General features: G+C 63.2%; 13 protein-coding genes and 1 pseudogene. All 14 read left to right on the top strand.

The window, feature by feature from the left end; all coding sequences use genetic code 11:
• Positions 1-103: 103 nt before the first annotated feature.
• Positions 104-1,099 (top strand): aldo/keto reductase, encoded by a 996-nt coding sequence (locus tag AC0IYH_RS00275; RefSeq protein WP_116627834.1) that lies wholly within the window; start codon positions 104-106, stop codon positions 1,097-1,099.
• A 135-nt stretch (positions 1,100-1,234) separates the two neighbouring features.
• Positions 1,235-2,368, top strand: a pseudogene (locus AC0IYH_RS00270) (HAMP domain-containing protein); the annotation flags it as partial.
• A 15-nt stretch (positions 2,369-2,383) separates the two neighbouring features.
• Positions 2,384-3,229, top strand: a complete 846-nt coding sequence (locus tag AC0IYH_RS00265) for a methyl-accepting chemotaxis protein (protein ID WP_471832843.1) — start codon at positions 2,384-2,386, stop codon at positions 3,227-3,229.
• Between the two features lie 90 nt (positions 3,230-3,319).
• Positions 3,320-3,778, top strand: a complete 459-nt coding sequence (locus tag AC0IYH_RS00260; protein WP_116627832.1) for an SRPBCC family protein — start codon at positions 3,320-3,322, stop codon at positions 3,776-3,778.
• An 82-nt stretch (positions 3,779-3,860) separates the two neighbouring features.
• Positions 3,861-4,307, top strand: coding sequence for a DUF411 domain-containing protein (locus AC0IYH_RS00255; protein ID WP_471832642.1), 447 nt, complete (start codon positions 3,861-3,863; stop codon positions 4,305-4,307).
• A 3-nt stretch (positions 4,308-4,310) separates the two neighbouring features.
• Complete coding sequence (locus tag AC0IYH_RS00250; protein ID WP_122772063.1) at positions 4,311-4,754, top strand: YqaA family protein; 444 nt, start codon at positions 4,311-4,313, stop codon at positions 4,752-4,754.
• Between the two features lie 44 nt (positions 4,755-4,798).
• Complete coding sequence (locus AC0IYH_RS00245; protein WP_122772062.1) at positions 4,799-5,800, top strand: alpha/beta fold hydrolase; 1,002 nt, start codon at positions 4,799-4,801, stop codon at positions 5,798-5,800.
• Between the two features lie 26 nt (positions 5,801-5,826).
• The gene (locus AC0IYH_RS00240; protein ID WP_471832641.1) at positions 5,827-6,780 is read left to right on the top strand and encodes a D-2-hydroxyacid dehydrogenase family protein; all 954 of its coding nucleotides are present in this window, start codon (positions 5,827-5,829) and stop codon (positions 6,778-6,780) included.
• A 495-nt stretch (positions 6,781-7,275) separates the two neighbouring features.
• Positions 7,276-8,832, top strand: a complete 1,557-nt coding sequence (glgA, locus tag AC0IYH_RS00235; protein ID WP_116627826.1) for a glycogen synthase GlgA — start codon at positions 7,276-7,278, stop codon at positions 8,830-8,832.
• Positions 8,833-8,851: 19 nt separating this feature from the next.
• Complete coding sequence (treZ, locus tag AC0IYH_RS00230; protein ID WP_122772060.1) at positions 8,852-10,597, top strand: malto-oligosyltrehalose trehalohydrolase; 1,746 nt, start codon at positions 8,852-8,854, stop codon at positions 10,595-10,597.
• Positions 10,594-12,678, top strand: a complete 2,085-nt coding sequence (malQ, locus tag AC0IYH_RS00225; protein WP_471832640.1) for a 4-alpha-glucanotransferase — start codon at positions 10,594-10,596, stop codon at positions 12,676-12,678. Before treZ ends, malQ begins: the two co-directional genes overlap by 4 nt.
• Positions 12,675-15,425, top strand: a complete 2,751-nt coding sequence (locus AC0IYH_RS00220) for a malto-oligosyltrehalose synthase (RefSeq protein WP_471832639.1) — start codon at positions 12,675-12,677, stop codon at positions 15,423-15,425. The genes malQ and AC0IYH_RS00220 overlap by 4 nt, the downstream gene beginning before the upstream one ends.
• A gap of 24 nt (positions 15,426-15,449) precedes the next feature.
• Positions 15,450-15,719 (top strand): DUF2934 domain-containing protein, encoded by a 270-nt coding sequence (locus tag AC0IYH_RS00215; protein ID WP_116627819.1) that lies wholly within the window; start codon positions 15,450-15,452, stop codon positions 15,717-15,719.
• A gap of 121 nt (positions 15,720-15,840) precedes the next feature.
• Positions 15,841-18,000, top strand: a complete 2,160-nt coding sequence (glgX, locus tag AC0IYH_RS00210; protein ID WP_116627816.1) for a glycogen debranching protein GlgX — start codon at positions 15,841-15,843, stop codon at positions 17,998-18,000.

Genomic DNA, 18,000 nt, shown 5'->3' with positions numbered 1-18,000 from the left:
ATGGATTATTTAGATATTACGAATAGTGAAAGCACTTTTAGCCGGTTTATCGCGCTTTTGTCGAGGGTAAAAATGGCGCCTTCATCCAACAGGAGCTGACCCCATGCACACTCGTCAATTGGGCAAAAACGGCCCGCAGGTTTCCGCCATCGGCCTCGGCTGCATGGGCATGACCGATTTCTACACCCCGGGCACCGACACCACCGAGGCCGTGGCTACCCTGCACCGCGCCCTGGAGCTGGGCGTGAACTTTCTCGACACTGCCGACATGTACGGCCCCCACACCAATGAGCAACTGATCGGCAAGGCCATCGCCGGCAAGCGTGACCAGGTGTTCCTGGCGAGTAAATTCGGCATCGTGCGCGACCCGGCCAACCCGGCCCTGCGCGGCGTGAACGGGCGCCCGGAGTACATTCGCAACGCCATCGACGGCACCCTCCAGCGCCTTGGAATCGACACCCTGGATTTGTACTACCAGCACCGCATTGACCCGAACGTGGCCATCGAAGAAACCGTCGGCGCCATGGCCGAGCTGGTCAAGCAAGGCAAGGTGCGTTACCTGGGCCTCAGCGAAGCCTCCGCCGCCACCCTGGAACGGGCGCACAAGGTGCATCCCATCAGCGCCCTGCAAAGCGAATATTCGCTGTGGAGCCGCGACCAGGAAAGCAACGGCTGCCTCGCCACCTGCCAACGGCTGGGCATCGCGTTTGTGCCCTACAGCCCGTTGGGGCGCGGCTTCCTCACCGGTGCGCTGCAAAGTCCTGAGGATTTCGGCGCCGATGACTACCGCCGTTTCAGCCCACGCTTCCAGGGCGAAAACTTCGCGAAAAACCTGCAACTGGTGGAGCAAGTGCAGCGCCTCGCTGCCGACAAGGGCGTGACCGCCGGCCAACTGGCGCTGGCGTGGGTGTTGGCCCAGGGCGACTACATCATCCCGATCCCCGGGACCAAGCAGCGCAAGTACCTGGAAGAGAACGTCGCGGCGCTGTCGGTCAGCCTCAGCGCGAGCGAGCGGGCGGCACTGGAAGCAATCTTTCCCGCCGAGGCCACCGCCGGGTTGCGTTACCCCAAGGAAGTGATGGCGATGCTGGATATCTGACAAGGGGGGGCGCCGTTCAGCGGCGCCGCCATTTTCTTGCACCATGGTACCTAAAGCTCCTACAGACCAAGCCGATAGCCCGACGAAGCTCTAACAAAGCCGCGTGAATAATAAACGCTTCGTAAGGACGACCCCATGCCCCCACTGCGCTCCATCCAAGCCCGCTATACCCTGTTTCTGGTGCTGTTCGTCCTGGTGCTGATGGTGTTGACCGTCGTTGGTATCGGCCAAATGGTCGCGCCCACGTTGCGCCATACCGAAGAACAGGTAGTGCTCAACCGCGTCGCCGAAGTGGCCGAAAGGATCCAGGGCGAATTGAACAAGGTTCAGGCCCAGCAACGCAGCATTACCCAAACCATTCCCCTGCTCGACAGCGATGCCATCGACAAGGTCCTGCCCGGCCTGGTGGATCAGTATGGCGAGCTGAAAGTCTTTGGCGGCGGCATCTGGCCCCTGCCGAACCAGCGCACGCCGGGGCGCAATAAGCACAGCACCTTCTGGCACCGCGATGCTTCGGGCAAGCTGGCGGTGAACACCTTCTGGAACAGCGACCCCGCGCCCAACTACTACGACCAGAGCTGGTACAAGGGCGGCCTTGCCTCGCCGCGCGGGCAATGCGCCTGGGCCGCGGCCTACAAGGACGATGCCAGCCAGGAACCGCGCACCAACTGCGCCATGGCGATCCAGCGCGACGGCGCCGCCTACGGCGTGGCCACTATCGACGTGACCCTGGGCTTCTTCAACGAGCTGGTGGCCAGCAAGGAAAAAGACATCGGCGGGCAAATGCTGATCGTCGAAGGCGACGGCAAGATCATCAGCAACAGCACACGTTTGAGCAGCCCGGTGGTGTTGAAGAACATCAGCGAACTGGCCGGCACCTCGGCGTTTGCCACCCAGGTCAGCAAAGCCCTCGCCCACCGCGACCAGGGCCTGCAGCGCAGCGAGTTCGACAACCAGGGCGTGGCCAGCACCTTCTACATGCGCCCGATCGAAGGCACGCCGTGGTTCCTGGCGACCGCCCTGCCCACCTCGTTGATCACCGCCCAGCGTGACGACGTGCTCGGCAGCCTGGCCTTGCTGCAAATCCCCATGGTGTTGCTGCTGGTACTGCTGGCGGTGTACGCGATTCGCCAACTGGTGCAGCGCATGAAGTCGCTGAAAACCAATATCGACGCACTCTCGGCCGGCGACGCCGACCTGACGCGACGCATCACCATCCGCGCCGAAGACGAATTGGGCGCGATCGGCCATTCGGTCAACCGCTTTATCGTCTACCTGCAAAACATGATCGGCGAAGTCACCCTGGCCACTGGCGCCATGTCCACGGGACTTGAGCAGTTGCAGAAAACCTCGGCGCACACCAACCAGATCCTGGTACGCCACGCCTCGGAAACCGACCAGACCGTAACGGCCATCACCGAGATGAGCTCTACCGCCGACACGGTTGCGCAGAATGCGGCGGAAACCGCCTCGTTCACCCAGAGCGCCAACGAGCACGCTGACCGTTCCCGCGTGGTGGTGGGCGAAGCATCGAGCAGCGTCAGCGCGTTGATCGGCGAAGTCGCCAGCGCCACCCACACCGTGGAAAACATGCGCCAGGACGCCGCGCGCATCACCGAAACCCTCGGTGTTATCGGCGCGATCGCCGGCCAGACCAACCTGCTGGCCCTCAACGCCGCCATTGAAGCGGCGCGGGCCGGCGAGCAAGGTCGCGGGTTTGCGGTGGTTGCCGATGAAGTCCGCGCCCTCGCCGCGCGCACCCAGGCCAGCACCTCGCAGATCAATGAGATGCTCGCGCGCCTGACCACTGGCGTGAGTTCGTCGGTGGCAGCCATGGAAAACACCCAGGCCAGCTGCCAATCGGCGGCGGATGCCACGGCACGGGTCAACACCGGCCTGGACGAAATGGCCGGCTCGGTCAGCCATATCAACAACCTCAGCACCCAGATCGCCACGGCCGCCGAACAGCAAAGCGCGGTGACCGAAGAGATCAACCGCAGCATGGTGCAGATCCGACATATGGTCGACGAGCTGGTGCAAAGCGGCCACGCCACCGAAACCAATACGCAAAGCCTGCTGGATGCCAACGGCCGGGTGATTGCGTTGATGAGTCGATTCAAGGTGCGCTGATAAATGATTGAGACACTCCCGTGCAATGCGCGGGAGTGGGACTATTCTGACAGTTCCAAGTGTTAAGCCCCGCCACACAGGAGGTGTGCCATGCGCGCTGTCGAGCAGTCGATCCGCTTGGAGCGGATCAGTCAGGAACGCTTTATCCAGGCCCCCATCGATGCCGTTTACGACTATGTGACCCAGCCGGATCGCTGGCACGAATGGCACCCCACATCCCTCAGTGCCGACACCGGCACCACCGGCTCGCTCCCCGCCGGTACGCGCTTTACCGAAATGATCGACCTGCTGGGTGTACGCGTGCCCATGAGCTACCGCGTGCAGATCGCCCGGCGCCCCGGCGAGTTCAAGACCGTGTTCACCTCCCTTGCCGTCGATGGCTCGATTCATTACTACCTGCAACCGTTTCGTGGCGGCACGCTGTTCAAGCGGGTGTTGACCTATGAAACCGAATTGCAACTGGCCACCTTGCACGAGCGCATGATCGAGCTGTCGGCCACCGCCCTCGACCAGCTCAAGCACCGGCTGGAAAACCCGCCCTTCGTATAATTTGGAAACATTACCGTCGCGCCGCGTTGAAAAAAGCAGGGAGAATGCCCGCCTTATCGCCCCGCATTCACTGAGACCGCCAATGAAAAACCCATTGCGACTGGCCCTGCTTTCAACCCTGTTCGCCGCCACCTTCGCCCAGGCGGCCGACTTGATCCCCATCGACGTGCACCGCGACGCCAATTGCGGTTGCTGCAAGAAGTGGATCAGCCATCTGCAAAGCAACGGCTTCAAGGTCAACGACCACGTTGAAACCGACATGAGCACCGTCAAGCAACGCCTCGGCGTGGCCCCGCGCCTGGGTTCGTGCCACACCGCCGTGATCGACGGCAAGTTTGTCGAAGGCCATGTGCCGGCCGAGCAAGTACTGGCGTTGCGCAAGCGTGACGACCTGCTGGGCATTGCCGCGCCCGGTATGCCCATGGGCTCGCCGGGTATGGAGATGGACGGCATGAGCGATGCCTACCAGGTCATCGGCCTGACCCGTGACGGCAAAGACGTGGTGGTGGCCGAATACCCGGCGCGCTGACCGGTGCTGGCGGGTTACCTGGGGCTGTTTCTCGCCGCATTCGGCGCGGCGACCTTGCTGCCTTTGCAATCGGAAGCCGTGCTGGTCGGCCTGTTACTCAGCGGGCATTACAGCCTGTGGCTGCTGCTGGGGATCGCGACCCTGGGCAATGTGCTGGGTTCGGTGGTGAACTGGCTGCTCGGCCGTGGCGTGGAGCGTTTCAAGCAGCGGCGCTGGTTTCCGGTCAGCGACAAGCAATTGGACACAGCCCGTTACCATTACCAGCGCTGGGGCCATTGGACGCTATTGCTCAGCTGGGTGCCGATCATTGGTGACCCGCTGACCCTGGTGGCCGGGGTGATGCGTGAACCCTTGTGGCGGTTTCTGCTGCTGGTGACCCTGGCCAAGGGCCTGCGTTATGCCGTGGTGGCGGCGCTGACCCTGCAATGGGTGTTAATCCCTGCTTAATCCCCTCGCAACAGCATCCGGGCACCCTTCTCGGAGACCTGACAATGCCCTCGCTTCGTACGTTCTGCATCGCCGGCCTGCTGGCCGCCAGCGCCGCCCCGGCCTTCGCCGCCACCTATGGCCCTGAGCTGCAAGGCTTCCAGTACCCCTACCCGCTCCAACACTTCAACTTCCAGTCCCAGGGCAAAGCTCTGCAGATGGGCTACATGGATGTCGCGGCCACAGGCAAGCCCAACGGCCGCAGCGTGGTGCTGATGCATGGCAAGAATTTCTGCGGCGCCACTTGGGAAGGCTCGATCAAGGCCCTGAGCGACGCCGGTTACCGTGTGATCGCGCCGGATCAGATCGGCTTCTGCACCTCCAGCAAGCCCGATCACTACCAGTACAGCTTCCAGCAACTGGCCCTCAACACCCATCAATTGCTCGACAAGCTCGGCATTCAAAAGGCCACAATCCTTGGCCATTCCACCGGCGGCATGCTCGCCACGCGTTACGCGCTGATGTACCCCAAGCAGACCGAGCAACTGGCGATGGTCAACCCCATCGGCCTGGAAGACTGGAAAGCCCTGGGCGTGCCGTCTATCAGCGTCGACCAGTGGTATGAACGTGAACTCAAAGTCAGCGCCGAAGGCATTCGCAAGTATCAGCTCAACACCTATTACGTCGGGCGCTGGAAGCCGGAGTACGAGCGCTGGGTCGACATGTATGCCGGCCTGAGCAACGGCCCCGGACATACGCTGGTCGCATGGAATTCGGCGTTGATTTACGACATGATCTTCACCCAGCCGGTGTACTACGAGTTCAAGAACCTGCAGATGCCCACCCTGCTGCTGATCGGTACCGCCGATAACACCGCGATTGGCAAAGACCTGGCGCCGCCGGAGGTCAAGGCCAAGCTCGGTAACTACGAGGTATTGGGCGAGCAGGCAGCCAAGCTGATCCCCCATGCCACCCTGGTGGAGTTCCCGGGTCTTGGGCATGCACCGCAGATGGAAGAACCGGCGCAGTTTCATAAAGCGCTGTTGCAGGGTTTGAACGCCCTTTAATCCAACCTTTTTCGAGGCACGCGTGAATGTCGGTACAGATCGCAGTCATTGATGATTGGCAGAATGTGGCCAGTGGTGTGGTGGATTGGTCGGTGCTGGAATCGGTCGGCCAGGTGCATTTCCTGCACGACTACCCGGCGGATACCGCCACCATGGTTGAGCGTTTGCAGGGCTTCGAAGTGATTTGCGTGATGCGCGAACGCTCCACCTTCGACAAGGCCCTTTTGCAAGGGCTACCCAACCTCAAGCTGCTGGTGACCGGCGGCATGCGCAATGCTGCCATCGACATTCCCGCCGCCATGGCCCTGGGCATCCAGGTGTGCGGCACCGACAGCTATAAGCAGGCGGCGCCGGAACTGACCTGGGCGTTGATCATGGCCAGCACCCGCAACCTGCTGGCCGAAGCCAACTCCCTGCGCGCCGGTGGCTGGCAGATTGGCTTGGGCGGCGACCTGTACGGCAAGACCCTGGGCATTCTCGGGCTGGGCAGCATTGGCCAGAAAGTCGCGCAATTCGCCCAGGTGTTTGGCATGCGCGTGATTGCCTGGAGTGAAAACCTCACCCCCGAACGCGCGGCCGAGGCCGGGGTGACCTGGGTCAGCAAACAATCGCTGTTCGAACAGGCCGACATCCTCACCGTCCACCTGGTACTCAGCGAGCGCAGCCGTGGCCTGGTGGACGCCGAGGCGCTCGGCTGGATGAAACCCACCGCGCGCCTGGTGAACACTGCGCGCGGGCCGATTGTGGATGAGCAGGCGTTGGTGCAGGCCCTGGAAAGCGGTGGCCTGGCCGGGGCTGCTCTGGATGTGTATGGCGAGGAGCCATTGCCGCTCGAGCATCCGTTCCGCCGCCTGTCGAATGTGCTGGCCACGCCCCATGTGGGCTATGTGAGCGAGCAGAATTACCGGCAGTTCTACCAACAGATGATCGAGGACATTCAAGCCTGGGCCAACGCCGCGCCCGTTCGCGTGCTCGGCTGACGCACCATTCAAGTGCAACCGCACCCTTGTGGCGAGGGAGCTTGCTCCCGCTGGGCTACGCAGAAGCCCTAAAACAGGGCCGCTTCGCGCCCCAACGGGAGCAAGCTCCCTCGCCACAATGACCCCGCCGATCCTGCAGGATCGCCCCACGTTTTAATCCGTGTATATCGTTAAAAGTTTTTTGTCCTACAAAAAACGCCTGGAAAGCCTACAGGCTCTAGGATCTGTCCTAGACTGATGACCGATGGGTCCGTTCCAAAACAAAAACCCCGCAAAAAATCGAAACTTTCCGACGCTGCCATTGGTCCAGTTTTAAGGTAAGGCGAGCATTCGCGCTTCACAGCAAATGCCGTCCATCCAATCTTTTGATGCTTGCCGTGCAACTGGCATACGCCTTGCCAGTTTGTACAGTGCTTGTGCGCCTGGCCGCAGGATGCGGCCAATCGGAGCTAGTGGCAGCGGGCCATTAGCCGACCAACAAAATGGGAGTGCATTATGATCAGTGCCGCAGTAGATACTCAGGGAGAGCGCTTCAGTCAGCCGGCAGGGGGACCGACCTCGTTGGCCGACCTGCCCAACACTGTGCGGCCGATCGTGAGTCAGAACCCGAATCGAAAGAAAGTCCTGTTTGTAACCTCCGAGTTTGCCGACTTGGTGAAGACCGGCGGTCTGGGCGACGTGTCCGCCGCCCTGCCCCGCGCCATGGCGCATCTGCATGATGTGCGCGTGCTGATCCCCGGTTACCCGCAGGTGATGGAAAGCGACAACCCGATCCACATCATCGGTGAGCTGGGCGGCCACGCCGCATTGCCGCCGTGCAAGATCGGGCGCATGGACCTCAAGGACGGCCTGGTCATCTATGTGCTGATCTGCCCGGAGCTCTACGAGCGCGAAGGCACGCCCTACGGCGCCAACAACGGCCGCGACTGGCCGGACAACCATATCCGCTTTGCCCGCCTGGGCCTGGCCGCCGCCGACATGGCCGCCAACCTCGCACAGATCCACTGGTGCCCGGACCTGGTGCACGCCCACGACTGGCCAGCTGGCCTGGCCCCGGCCTACATGCACTGGCGTGGGTCACGCACGCCGACCCTGTTCACCATTCATAACCTGGCCTACCAAGGCGTGGTCAGCCTGGCCTCGACGCCGGAGCTGGGTATCCCGCCCCATGCCCTGCAACAGGAAGGCATGGAGTTTTACGGCAAGATGTCGTTCCTCAAGGCCGGCATGGCGTATTCCAGCCATATCACTACGGTGAGCGCCACTTACGCCCAGGAAATCACCACCCCGGAATTCGGCTGCGGCCTCGACGGCTTCCTCGCCGCCAAGACCCAGCAAGGCCTGCTCAGTGGTATCCCCAACGGCATCGATGAAAGCTGGGAAACCTCCACTGACACGCACCTGACCCACAATTTCAATATCGGCGACTGGGACGGCAAGGCCACCAACGCCGCCCATGTACGCGAACTGTTCGGCCTGCATGACTCCACCGGCCCGCTGTTTGCCGTGGTGTCGCGCCTGGTCTACCAGAAAGGCCTGGACCTGACTGAAGCGGTCGCCAGCTATATCGTCGAAAACGGCGGCCAGATTGCGATTATCGGCCGCGGCGAGCCGGAAGAAGAGCAAGCCATGCGTGAACTGGCACTGCGCTTCCCTGGCCAGGTCGGCGTGCGCATCGGCTTCAACGAAACCGATGCGCGGCGCATGTTTGCCGGCAGTGACTTTTTGCTCATGCCTTCGCGCTACGAGCCGTGCGGCCTGAGCCAGATGTACGCGCAACGCTTCGGCTCACTGCCGGTGGCGCGCAATACCGGCGGCCTGGCGGACACCATCGAAAATGGCGTCACCGGTTTCCTCTTTAATGAATCCACCGTGGAAAGCTACGAAGAAGCCCTGAGCCGCGCGCTGCGGGTATTCGCCAACAAAGGCCTGCTCAACGCCATGCGTTGCCGGGCCATGACCCAACCCTTCAACTGGTGCCAGGCGGTAGAACCCTACGCAGAACTGTATGAACAGCTGGTGGCCAAGGCCTTGGGGAAATCGAGTAAATAATCAAGGGAGGTCTTCATAGATGCCGTTACGGACTCTGGAAACCTGGCCCCACGGCGCAATCATGCTGGACGCGCAACACACGCGTTTTGCCTTGTGGGCGCCAGACGCGTTTTATGTCAGCGTTGAATTGGAAGACGGCAAATCCATCGCCATGCTGCCTCAGGCGCAGGGATGGTTCGAAACCGAAGTAAAGTGCCCCGCCGGTACGCGCTACCGCTTCAATATCGATGGAGAAATGGATGTACCCGACCCCGCGTCCAGGGCCCAGGCCCTGGACGTGCATGGTTGGAGCCTGGTAGTCGACCCGCTCGCCTACCCTTGGCGTCACAGCAACTGGCAAGGCCGCCCGTGGCATGAAGCGGTGATCTACGAGCTGCATGTGGGCGTGCTGGGGGGCTACGTCGAGGTCGAAAAACACCTGCCGCGCCTGGCCGAGCTGGGCGTCACCGCGATTGAATTGATGCCCTTGGCGCAATTCCCTGGCGAGCGCAACTGGGGCTATGACGGCGTACTGCCTTACGCGCCGCAGTCCACCTACGGTACTCCCGAACAGCTCAAGCACTTGATCGACAGCGCCCATGAGCATGGCCTGGCGGTGATCCTTGACGTCGTCTACAACCACTTCGGCCCCGATGGTAACTACCTGGGCCAATACGCGGCGGGCTTCTTCCAGGAAGACGTGCACACCCCGTGGGGCGCCGGGATTGATTTCGAACGCCGTGAGGTGCGGGACTTCTTCCTCGATAACGCGCTGATGTGGCTGCTCGAATACCGCTTCGACGGCCTGCGTTTGGATGCGGTGCACGCCATCGACAACCCGGGGTTTCTGCAGGAACTGGCGCACCGCGTGCGTGAACAGGTGGATACCGGCCGGCACGTGTGGCTGATGCTGGAAAACGAGCTGAACCAGGCCAGCCTGTTGAAGCACGATTTCGACGCGCAGTGGAATGACGACTTTCATAACGTGCTGCACGTGCTGCTCACCGGCGAAACCGATGCCTACTACAGCGACTTCGCCCAAGAGCCTACGGCCAAACTCGCCCGCTGCCTGGGCGAAGGTTTTGTCTACCAGGGCCACACCACCCGCCACGGCCACGCGCGCGGCGAGCCGAGCGGGGATCTGCCGCCCACCGCCTTCGTCGCGTTCCTGCAGAACCACGACCAGGTCGGCAACCGCGCCCTGGGCGAGCGCCTGCACCAGCTCTGCCCGCCCCAGGCGCTGGAAGCCGCTACTGCCTTGCTGCTGTTGTCGCCGATGATCCCGCTGATGTTCATGGGCGATGAAAACAACGCCGAGGAACCCTTCCTGTTCTTTACCGACCACCATGGCGAACTCGCCGAGGCGGTGCGTGAAGGCCGGCGCAACGAGTTTGCCGACTTTGCCGCCTTCAAGGACCCCGAGCGCCGTGAGCGCATCCCCGACCCCAACGCAGAGGCGACCTTCAAGCAATCGGCACCGGCCTTTGCCGACAACGAACAGGCCCGGCTCTATCACCAGTTGCTGAGCCTGCGTCACCGCCATATCGTGCCGCACCTGTCCGGCAGCCAGGCACTCGGTGCCCAGGTGCTGGCCGACGGCGCCGTCAGTGCGCGCTGGCGCCTGGGCAACGGCAGCCTGTTGCAGATCGACCTCAACCTCGGCACCGAAGCACTCGCGTATCCGGCCTGCGCACACGTCCTGTTCCAAACGCCTGCCGAGCACGGCGCCTGCCTGCCGCCGCACAGCGCGCGCGTTACCCTATCCCCTGTTGGAGAGCACCCTTGAGCGAAGCGAACCTGGAAATACTCGCCAGCCGCGCGGGCCTGGCCGTCGATTGGATCGACGCAAACGGCCGCCCGCAACGAGTGACACCCGACGCCCTGCGCGCGGTCCTCAAAGGCCTCGGCCACCCGGCCGATACCGACGCCGAGATCGACGCCAGCCTGCTGGAACTGGAGCAGGTACAAAAAGATAAACATCTGCCGCCCTTGATGACCGTCGACACCGGCCACGGCCTCGACCTCGCACGCTACTTCGAACCCGACACCCTGTGCCGGGTCAACCTCGAAAGCGGCGAAACCCTGGAGCTGCGCCTCGATGGCGACGCGGTACTGCCCGGCGTGATCGCCCTCGGTTACCACCAGGTGCATATCAACGACCAGACCTTCACCCTCGCCGTCGCGCCCAGCCACTGCTACAGCGTGGCGGAAGCAGTCGACGTCCAGCCCGCGCGCGCCTGGGGCCTCAGCGCCCAGCTGTATTCGCTGCGGCGCCTGGGCGATGGCGGTTTCGGCGACACCCTGGCGCTGGAACATCTGGCGCGTTCCGCTGCCGAGCGCGGCGCCGATGCCCTGGCGATCAGCCCGATGCATGCGATGTTCAGCGCCGACACCGGGCGCTTCAGCCCGTATTCGCCCTCGAGCCGGTTGTTCCTCAACAGCTTGTATGCCTCCCCGGGCTGCATCCTCGGCGAACGCGAAGTGCGCAACGCCATCGAGGCCCTTGGCCTGGAGGAGGAGTTGCACAGCCTGGAGCAACACACCCTGATCGACTGGCCCGCCGCCGCCAACGCCAAGCAGCGCCTGTTGCGCGCGCTGTATGAAGACTTCCGTCACGGCCACCACCCGCAGCACGCCGATTTCCTCAGCTTTCGCCAGGCCGGCGGCGAAGCCCTGGAAAACCACTGCCGCTTCGAAGCCGTGCAGGCACACCGCGCCGCTGCCGGTGAAGACCTCGACTGGCGCCACTGGCCGCAAGAGTGGCGCAGCCCGCAAAGCCCGGCGCTGGTGCAGTTCGCCGAGGATAACCGCGATGAAATCGGCTACTTCGCCTTCACCCAATGGCTGATCGCCCGTTGCCTGGAGCGCGCACAGCAAGCCGCCAAAGGCAGCGGCATGGGCGTTGGCCTGATCGCCGATCTGGCCGTGGGCGCCGACGGCGGTGGCAGCCAGGCCTGGAGCCGCCAGGATGAGCTGCTCGCCGACCTCACCGTGGGCGCACCGCCCGACATTCTCAACCGCGCCGGCCAGGGCTGGGGCATTTCCGCGTTCTCGCCCGAAGGCCTCAAGCGCAATGGCTTTCGTGCCTTTATCGAAATGCTGCGGGCCAACTTCGCGCATGCCGGCGGCCTGCGCATCGACCATGTGATGGGCCTGCAACGCCTGTGGGTGATCCCCATGGACGCCTCGCCGCGAGAAGGCGCCTACCTGTACTACCCGGTGGATGACCTGCTGCGCCTGTTGGCGCTGGAGTCCCATCGTCACCAGGCCATTGTGCTCGGCGAAGACCTCGGCACCGTGCCCGACGGCCTGCGTGAAAAACTCAGCGCCCGCTCGATTCTGGGCATGCGCGTGCTGCTGTTCGAACAGGGCCACGACGGCCAGTTCACGCCGATTCTCGACTGGCCGGACAACGCCCTGGCCACCACCAGCACCCACGATTTGCCGACCCTCAACGGTTGGTGGCACAGCCGCGACATCGACTGGAATATCCAGCTCGGCCTGATCGATGCGCCCACCGTGGAGCAATGGAGCGAACACCGCCTGCGCGAGCGCCAGGCCCTGCGCCAGGCCTTGAGCCAGGACCCGCAGAACTTCGTCGAAGAGATCCGCAATGAAACCGACCATATGATCGACGCCAGCGTGCGTTACCTCGGCCACACCCGTGCGCCACTGGTGTTGTTGCCGTTGGAAGACGCGCTGGGCGCCGAGGAACAAGCCAACCTGCCCGGCACTACCGACACCCACCCCAATTGGCGTCGGCGCTTTCCGGGCGAGGCTGCCAGCCTGCTCGACAACGCCGGTGCCGCGCGCCGCCTCGAACTCCTCGCCGTTGCGCGCAACCAGGCCCATGAGCGTGACCGATGAAAGCCCTGCCGCTACGCGCCACTCAACGCCTGCAATTCCATAAGGGCTTCACCCTCGACGATGCGGTGCCGCTGGTGCCGTACTTCGCCCAACTGGGCATCAGCCATCTCTATGCCTCACCGTTGCTCAGCGCCCGCGCCGGGTCGATGCACGGCTACGATGTGGTCGACCCCACCCGCGTCAACCCCGAGCTGGGCGGTGAAGCCGCCTTGCGCCGCCTGGTCGCCGCGTTGCGCGAGCACGAGATGGGGCTGATCCTCGATATAGTCTCCAACCATATGGCCGTGGGCGGTGCCGATAACCCCTGGTGGCTGGACCTGCTGGAATGGGGGCGCCTGAGCCCCTACAGCGAATTCTTCGATATCCAGTGGCACTCGCCCGACCCGTTGCTCAAGGGCCAGTTGCTGATGCCGTTCCTCGGCAGCGACTACGGCGAAGCCCTGCAAAGCGGCGCCCTGACCCTGCATTTTGATGCCGATCATGGCGCGTTCTACGTCGAGCACTACGAGCATCGCTTCCCGATCTGCCCACGGGATTACGCAGCGATCCTCGGCACTGACGAACAGCTCAAACCCCTCGCCGAGCGTTTCAGCGCCCTCGCCTATCAGGACGATGCCTACGCGGAGGCCGCCTGGCTCAAGCAGGCGCTGGCCGAACGCGCCACCGAAGTGCTGCCGGCCATTGAACAACGCCTGACGCAGTTTGACGGGCGCCAGCCCGAGGGTTTCCAGCGCCTGCATCAATTGCTCGAGCAGCAGGCTTACCGCCTGGCCAGCTGGCGCACGGCGGCGGACGATATCAACTGGCGGCGTTTCTTCGACGTCAACGAACTCGGCGGCCTGCGCGTGGAACGCAGCGCCGTGTTCGAAGCCACCCACGGCAAGATCTTCGAGCTGATCAGCGAAGGCCTGGTGGACGGCCTGCGCATCGACCACATCGACGGCCTTGCCGACCCACGCGGTTATTGCCGCAAGCTGCGCCGCCGCGTCGACGCGCTGGCGCCCGGGCGGCATTTGCCGATCTTCGTGGAGAAGATCCTCGGCGAAGGCGAAACCCTGCGCGAAGACTGGCAAGTGGACGGCACCACCGGCTATGAATTCATGGACCAGCTGTCGCTGCTGCAACACCACCCGGACGGTTTTGCACCCCTGGCCGCGCTGTGGACCCAGCACAGCGAACGGCCCTCGGCGTTTATCGAAGAGGCGCGGTTGGCACGCCAGCAGATCCTCAATGGCTCATTGGGCGGCGACTTTGAAAGCGTGGCACGCGCCCTGCTGCAAGTGGCCCGTGACGACGTGATGACCCGCGACCTGACCCTGGGCGCGATCCGCCGTGCCTTGCAGGAACTGATCGTGCACTTCCCGGTGTACCGCACCTATATCAGCGCGCGCGGCCGTAGCGCCGCCGACGACAAACTGTTCCAGCAGGCCATGGAGGGCGCGCGCACCACCTTGAACGAAGGCGACTGGCCGGTGCTCGAGCACCTCGCCAACTGGCTTGGCGGCCAGCCCTGGCGCGAGCGCCCGGTGGGCCGTGAGCGCAAGATTCTCAAGCATGCGTGCGTACGCTTCCAGCAACTGACCTCACCCGCTGCTGCCAAGGCCGTGGAAGACACCGCGTTCTACCGATCGGCGGTGTTGCTGTCGCGCAATGACGTGGGCTTCAGCACCGAGCAGTTCAGCGCGCCAGTGGCCGAGTTTCATCGGCTCAACCAACAGCGTTTGCAGGCCTTCCCGGACAACCTGCTGGCCACCGCCACCCACGACCACAAGCGTGGCGAAGACACCCGCGCGCGCCTGGCGGTGCTCAGCGAGTGCGCGCCCTGGTATGTCGAACAGGTGGAGCAATGGCGCCGCCTCGCCGCGCCGCTGCGCAGCGACCCGAATGCGCCCTCGGCCGGTGATGAACTGATCCTCTACCAGGTGCTGTTGGGCAGCTGGCCGTTGGACCAGGGCGACGATTTTGCCGACTATCAACAACGCCTTTGGCAGTGGCAACAAAAGGCCCTGCGCGAAGCCAAGTTGCAGAGCAGCTGGAGCGCGCCCAATGAGGCTTATGAGCAAGGTGTGGAAGCGTTCCTCTCGCGCCTTTTGCTCAGTGATGAAGGGCACCCATTGCGTACCGCCATCGGCAACGCCGCCCAGGCCATCGCCCCCGCCGGCGCCCTCAATGGGCTGGCGCAATCCTTGCTTCGCATCACCGTGCCGGGTGTGCCCGACCTGTACCAGGGCGTCGAGTTCTGGGACTTCAGCCTGGTCGACCCGGACAACCGCCGCCCGGTGGATTTCAACGCACGGCAACAGGCGTTAGACACCCCACCGGACCTTGGCGAGTTGTTGTTCAACTGGCGTGACGGGCGCATCAAACAGGCTTTGATTGCCCAGGTGCTGGCCTTGCGCAAGGCCCATCCCGAGGTGTTCCGCAGCGGCAGCTACACGCCGCTGGAAGTGGTCGGCCAACACGCCGAGCGAGTGCTCGCGTTCAGTCGCGAACACCAGGGCAAACGCGTGCTGGTGGTGGTGCCACGCTGGCCCCACAGCCTGCTTGAAAACGGTGTGTACCCCCAGATCAATGCGCAGGTTTGGGGCGATACCCGGGTGAAATTACCGTTCGCCGCGACAACCCAAAACTGGAAGGGACTTTTTCATACAGGCGCAGTCACACCAAACAAGGAGCTGTTGATCAGCGCTGCCCTGGGGGATTTCCCGGTCAATGTCTTTATCAATCCTGATGATCAAGAAAGCTGAAAATTTTCTGTGAGGAGCATTGCGATGAGTACTGAAGACAAACGCGTACGCGAGTTAGCGCATCAGATCTGGGAGTCTGAGGGCAAGCCCCATGGCGAGGACGCGCGACACTGGGAGATGGCGCGCAAGCTGGCCGAAGCCGAAGCGCTGACGCCAAGCAAACCCAAGGCTGGCGCCAAGCCCAAGACTGCGCCCAAGCCACCGGCCAAAGCCAAGCCGCCAGTTCCGGCAGCCAGCAAGCCGACGCCGCCGGCCGCGAAAAAACCACCGGCGCCGAAAAAGCCCAAGCCTTGACCTTCAAGCCTCCTGTCGGCACTGCCGGCAGGAGGCCTTTTCATCGCCCCTATTTCCAAGCTGAGCCTTCGTCAGCACGGCCGCGTTCGGCCCAAAAAAAGACCCTTGCAGGAGCAACACCATGAGCAAACCCCATAAAACCCCTTCGACGCCGGGTAACGAGCCGTCGCGGATTCGTGAAGGTTTGCCCTTCCCCCTCGGCGCCACCTGGGACGGCCTGGGCGTCAACTTTGCGCTGTTCTCGGCCAACGCCACCAAGGTCGAACTGTGCCTGTTCGATGATTCTGGCGAAGTGGAGCTGGAACGCATCGAGCTGCCCGAATACACCGATGAAACCTTCCACGGCTACCTGCCCGACGCCCACCCCGGGCTGATCTACGGCTATCGCGTGTACGGTGCCTATGACCCGGCCAACGGTCATCGCTTCAACCACAACAAATTGCTGATCGACCCCTACGCCAAACAGCTGGTGGGCGAACTCAAATGGTCCGAGGCGCTGTTCGGCTACACCATCGGCCACCCGGATGACGACCTCAGTTTTGACGAACGCGACAGCGCGCCCTTCGTGCCCAAGTGCAAGGTCATCGACCCGGCGCACACCTGGGGCAATGACCAGCCGGTGCGGGTGCCGTGGGACCGCACGATCATCTATGAAACCCACCTGCGCGGCATCAGCATGCGCCACCCTTCGGTGGGCGAGTCGGTGCGCGGCACCTGTGCCGGGCTGATGGAAGATGACGTGCTCAAACACATCCGCCAGCTGGGGATTTCCTCCGTGGAACTGCTGCCGGTGCACGCCTTTGTCAACGACCAGCACCTGCTGGAAAAAGGCATGACCAACTACTGGGGCTACAACAGCATCGCGTTCTTCGCCCCCGACCCACGCTACCTGGCCAGCGGCAAGATCGCCGAGTTCAAGGAGATGGTCGCGCACCTGCACGAACAGAAACTCGAAGTGATCCTCGACGTGGTCTACAACCACACCGCCGAAGGCAACGAGCGCGGACCGACCCTGTCCATGCGCGGCATCGACAACGCCTCGTACTACCGGCTGATGCCCGACGACAAGCGCTTCTACATCAACGATTCCGGCACCGGCAACACCCTGGATCTGAGCCACCCTTGCGTGCTGCAAATGGTCACCGACTCCCTGCGCTATTGGGCCAACGAGATGCACGTCGACGGCTTCCGCTTCGACCTGGCAACCATCCTCGGCCGTTACCGTGATGGCTTCGATGAGCGCCACAGCTTCCTGGTGGCCTGCCGCCAGGACCCGGTGCTGCGCCAGCTCAAATTGATCGCCGAACCCTGGGACTGCGGCCCCGGCGGTTACCAGGTCGGCAACTTCCCGCCGGGCTGGGTGGAATGGAACGACCGCTTCCGCGACACCGTGCGTGCGTTCTGGAAAGGCGATGACGGCCAGCTCGCCGACTTCGCCGGGCGCATGACCGCCTCGGGCGAGATGTTCAACCATCGCGGCCGTCGCCCTTACAGCTCGGTGAATTTCATCACCGCCCACGACGGTTTCACCCTGCACGACCTGGTGTCGTACAACGACAAGCACAACGAAGACAACGACGAGAACAACCAGGACGGCAGCAACAACAACCTGTCCTGGAACCACGGCGTCGAAGGCCCCACCGACGACCCGGAAATCAACGCGCTGCGCCTGCGTCAGATGCGCAATTTCTTCGCCACCCTGCTGCTGGCCCAAGGCACGCCGATGATCGTCGCCGGTGACGAGTTCGCCCGTACCCAGCATGGCAACAACAATGCCTACTGCCAGGACAGCGAGATCGGCTGGGTCAACTGGGAGCTGGACGACGACGGCAGGTCGCTGCTCAAGTTCGTCAAACGCTTGATCAAGCTGCGACTGGCCTATCCGATCCTGCGTCGCGGGCGCTTCCTGGTCGGCGACTACAACGAAGACATCGGCGTAAAAGACGTAACCTGGCTGGCGCCCGACGGCAACGAGATGACCACCGAACAGTGGGAAGACAGCCACGGCCGTTGCCTGGGCATGCTGATGGATGGCCGCGCCCAGGAAACCGGGATTCGTCGTGCCGGTGCCGACGCGACCTTGCTGCTGGTGGTCAATGCCCATCACGACATGGTCAATTTCCGCCTGCCGCCGGTGCCCGAGGGTGAGTTCTGGACCTGCATGCTCGACACCAATGACACCGCGGTACGGGCCCAGGAGCGCTTTGAGTTCGAGCACGAATACGCCGTGACCGGGCGCTCCCTGCTGTTGTTTGAACTGCAGCGCGAAGACGAGGTGTGA

This window comes from Pseudomonas sp. AC463 (assembly GCF_979253585.1).
Note: the sequence above shows the minus strand (reverse complement) of the source record. Positions and strands in the feature narration are given on the sequence as shown.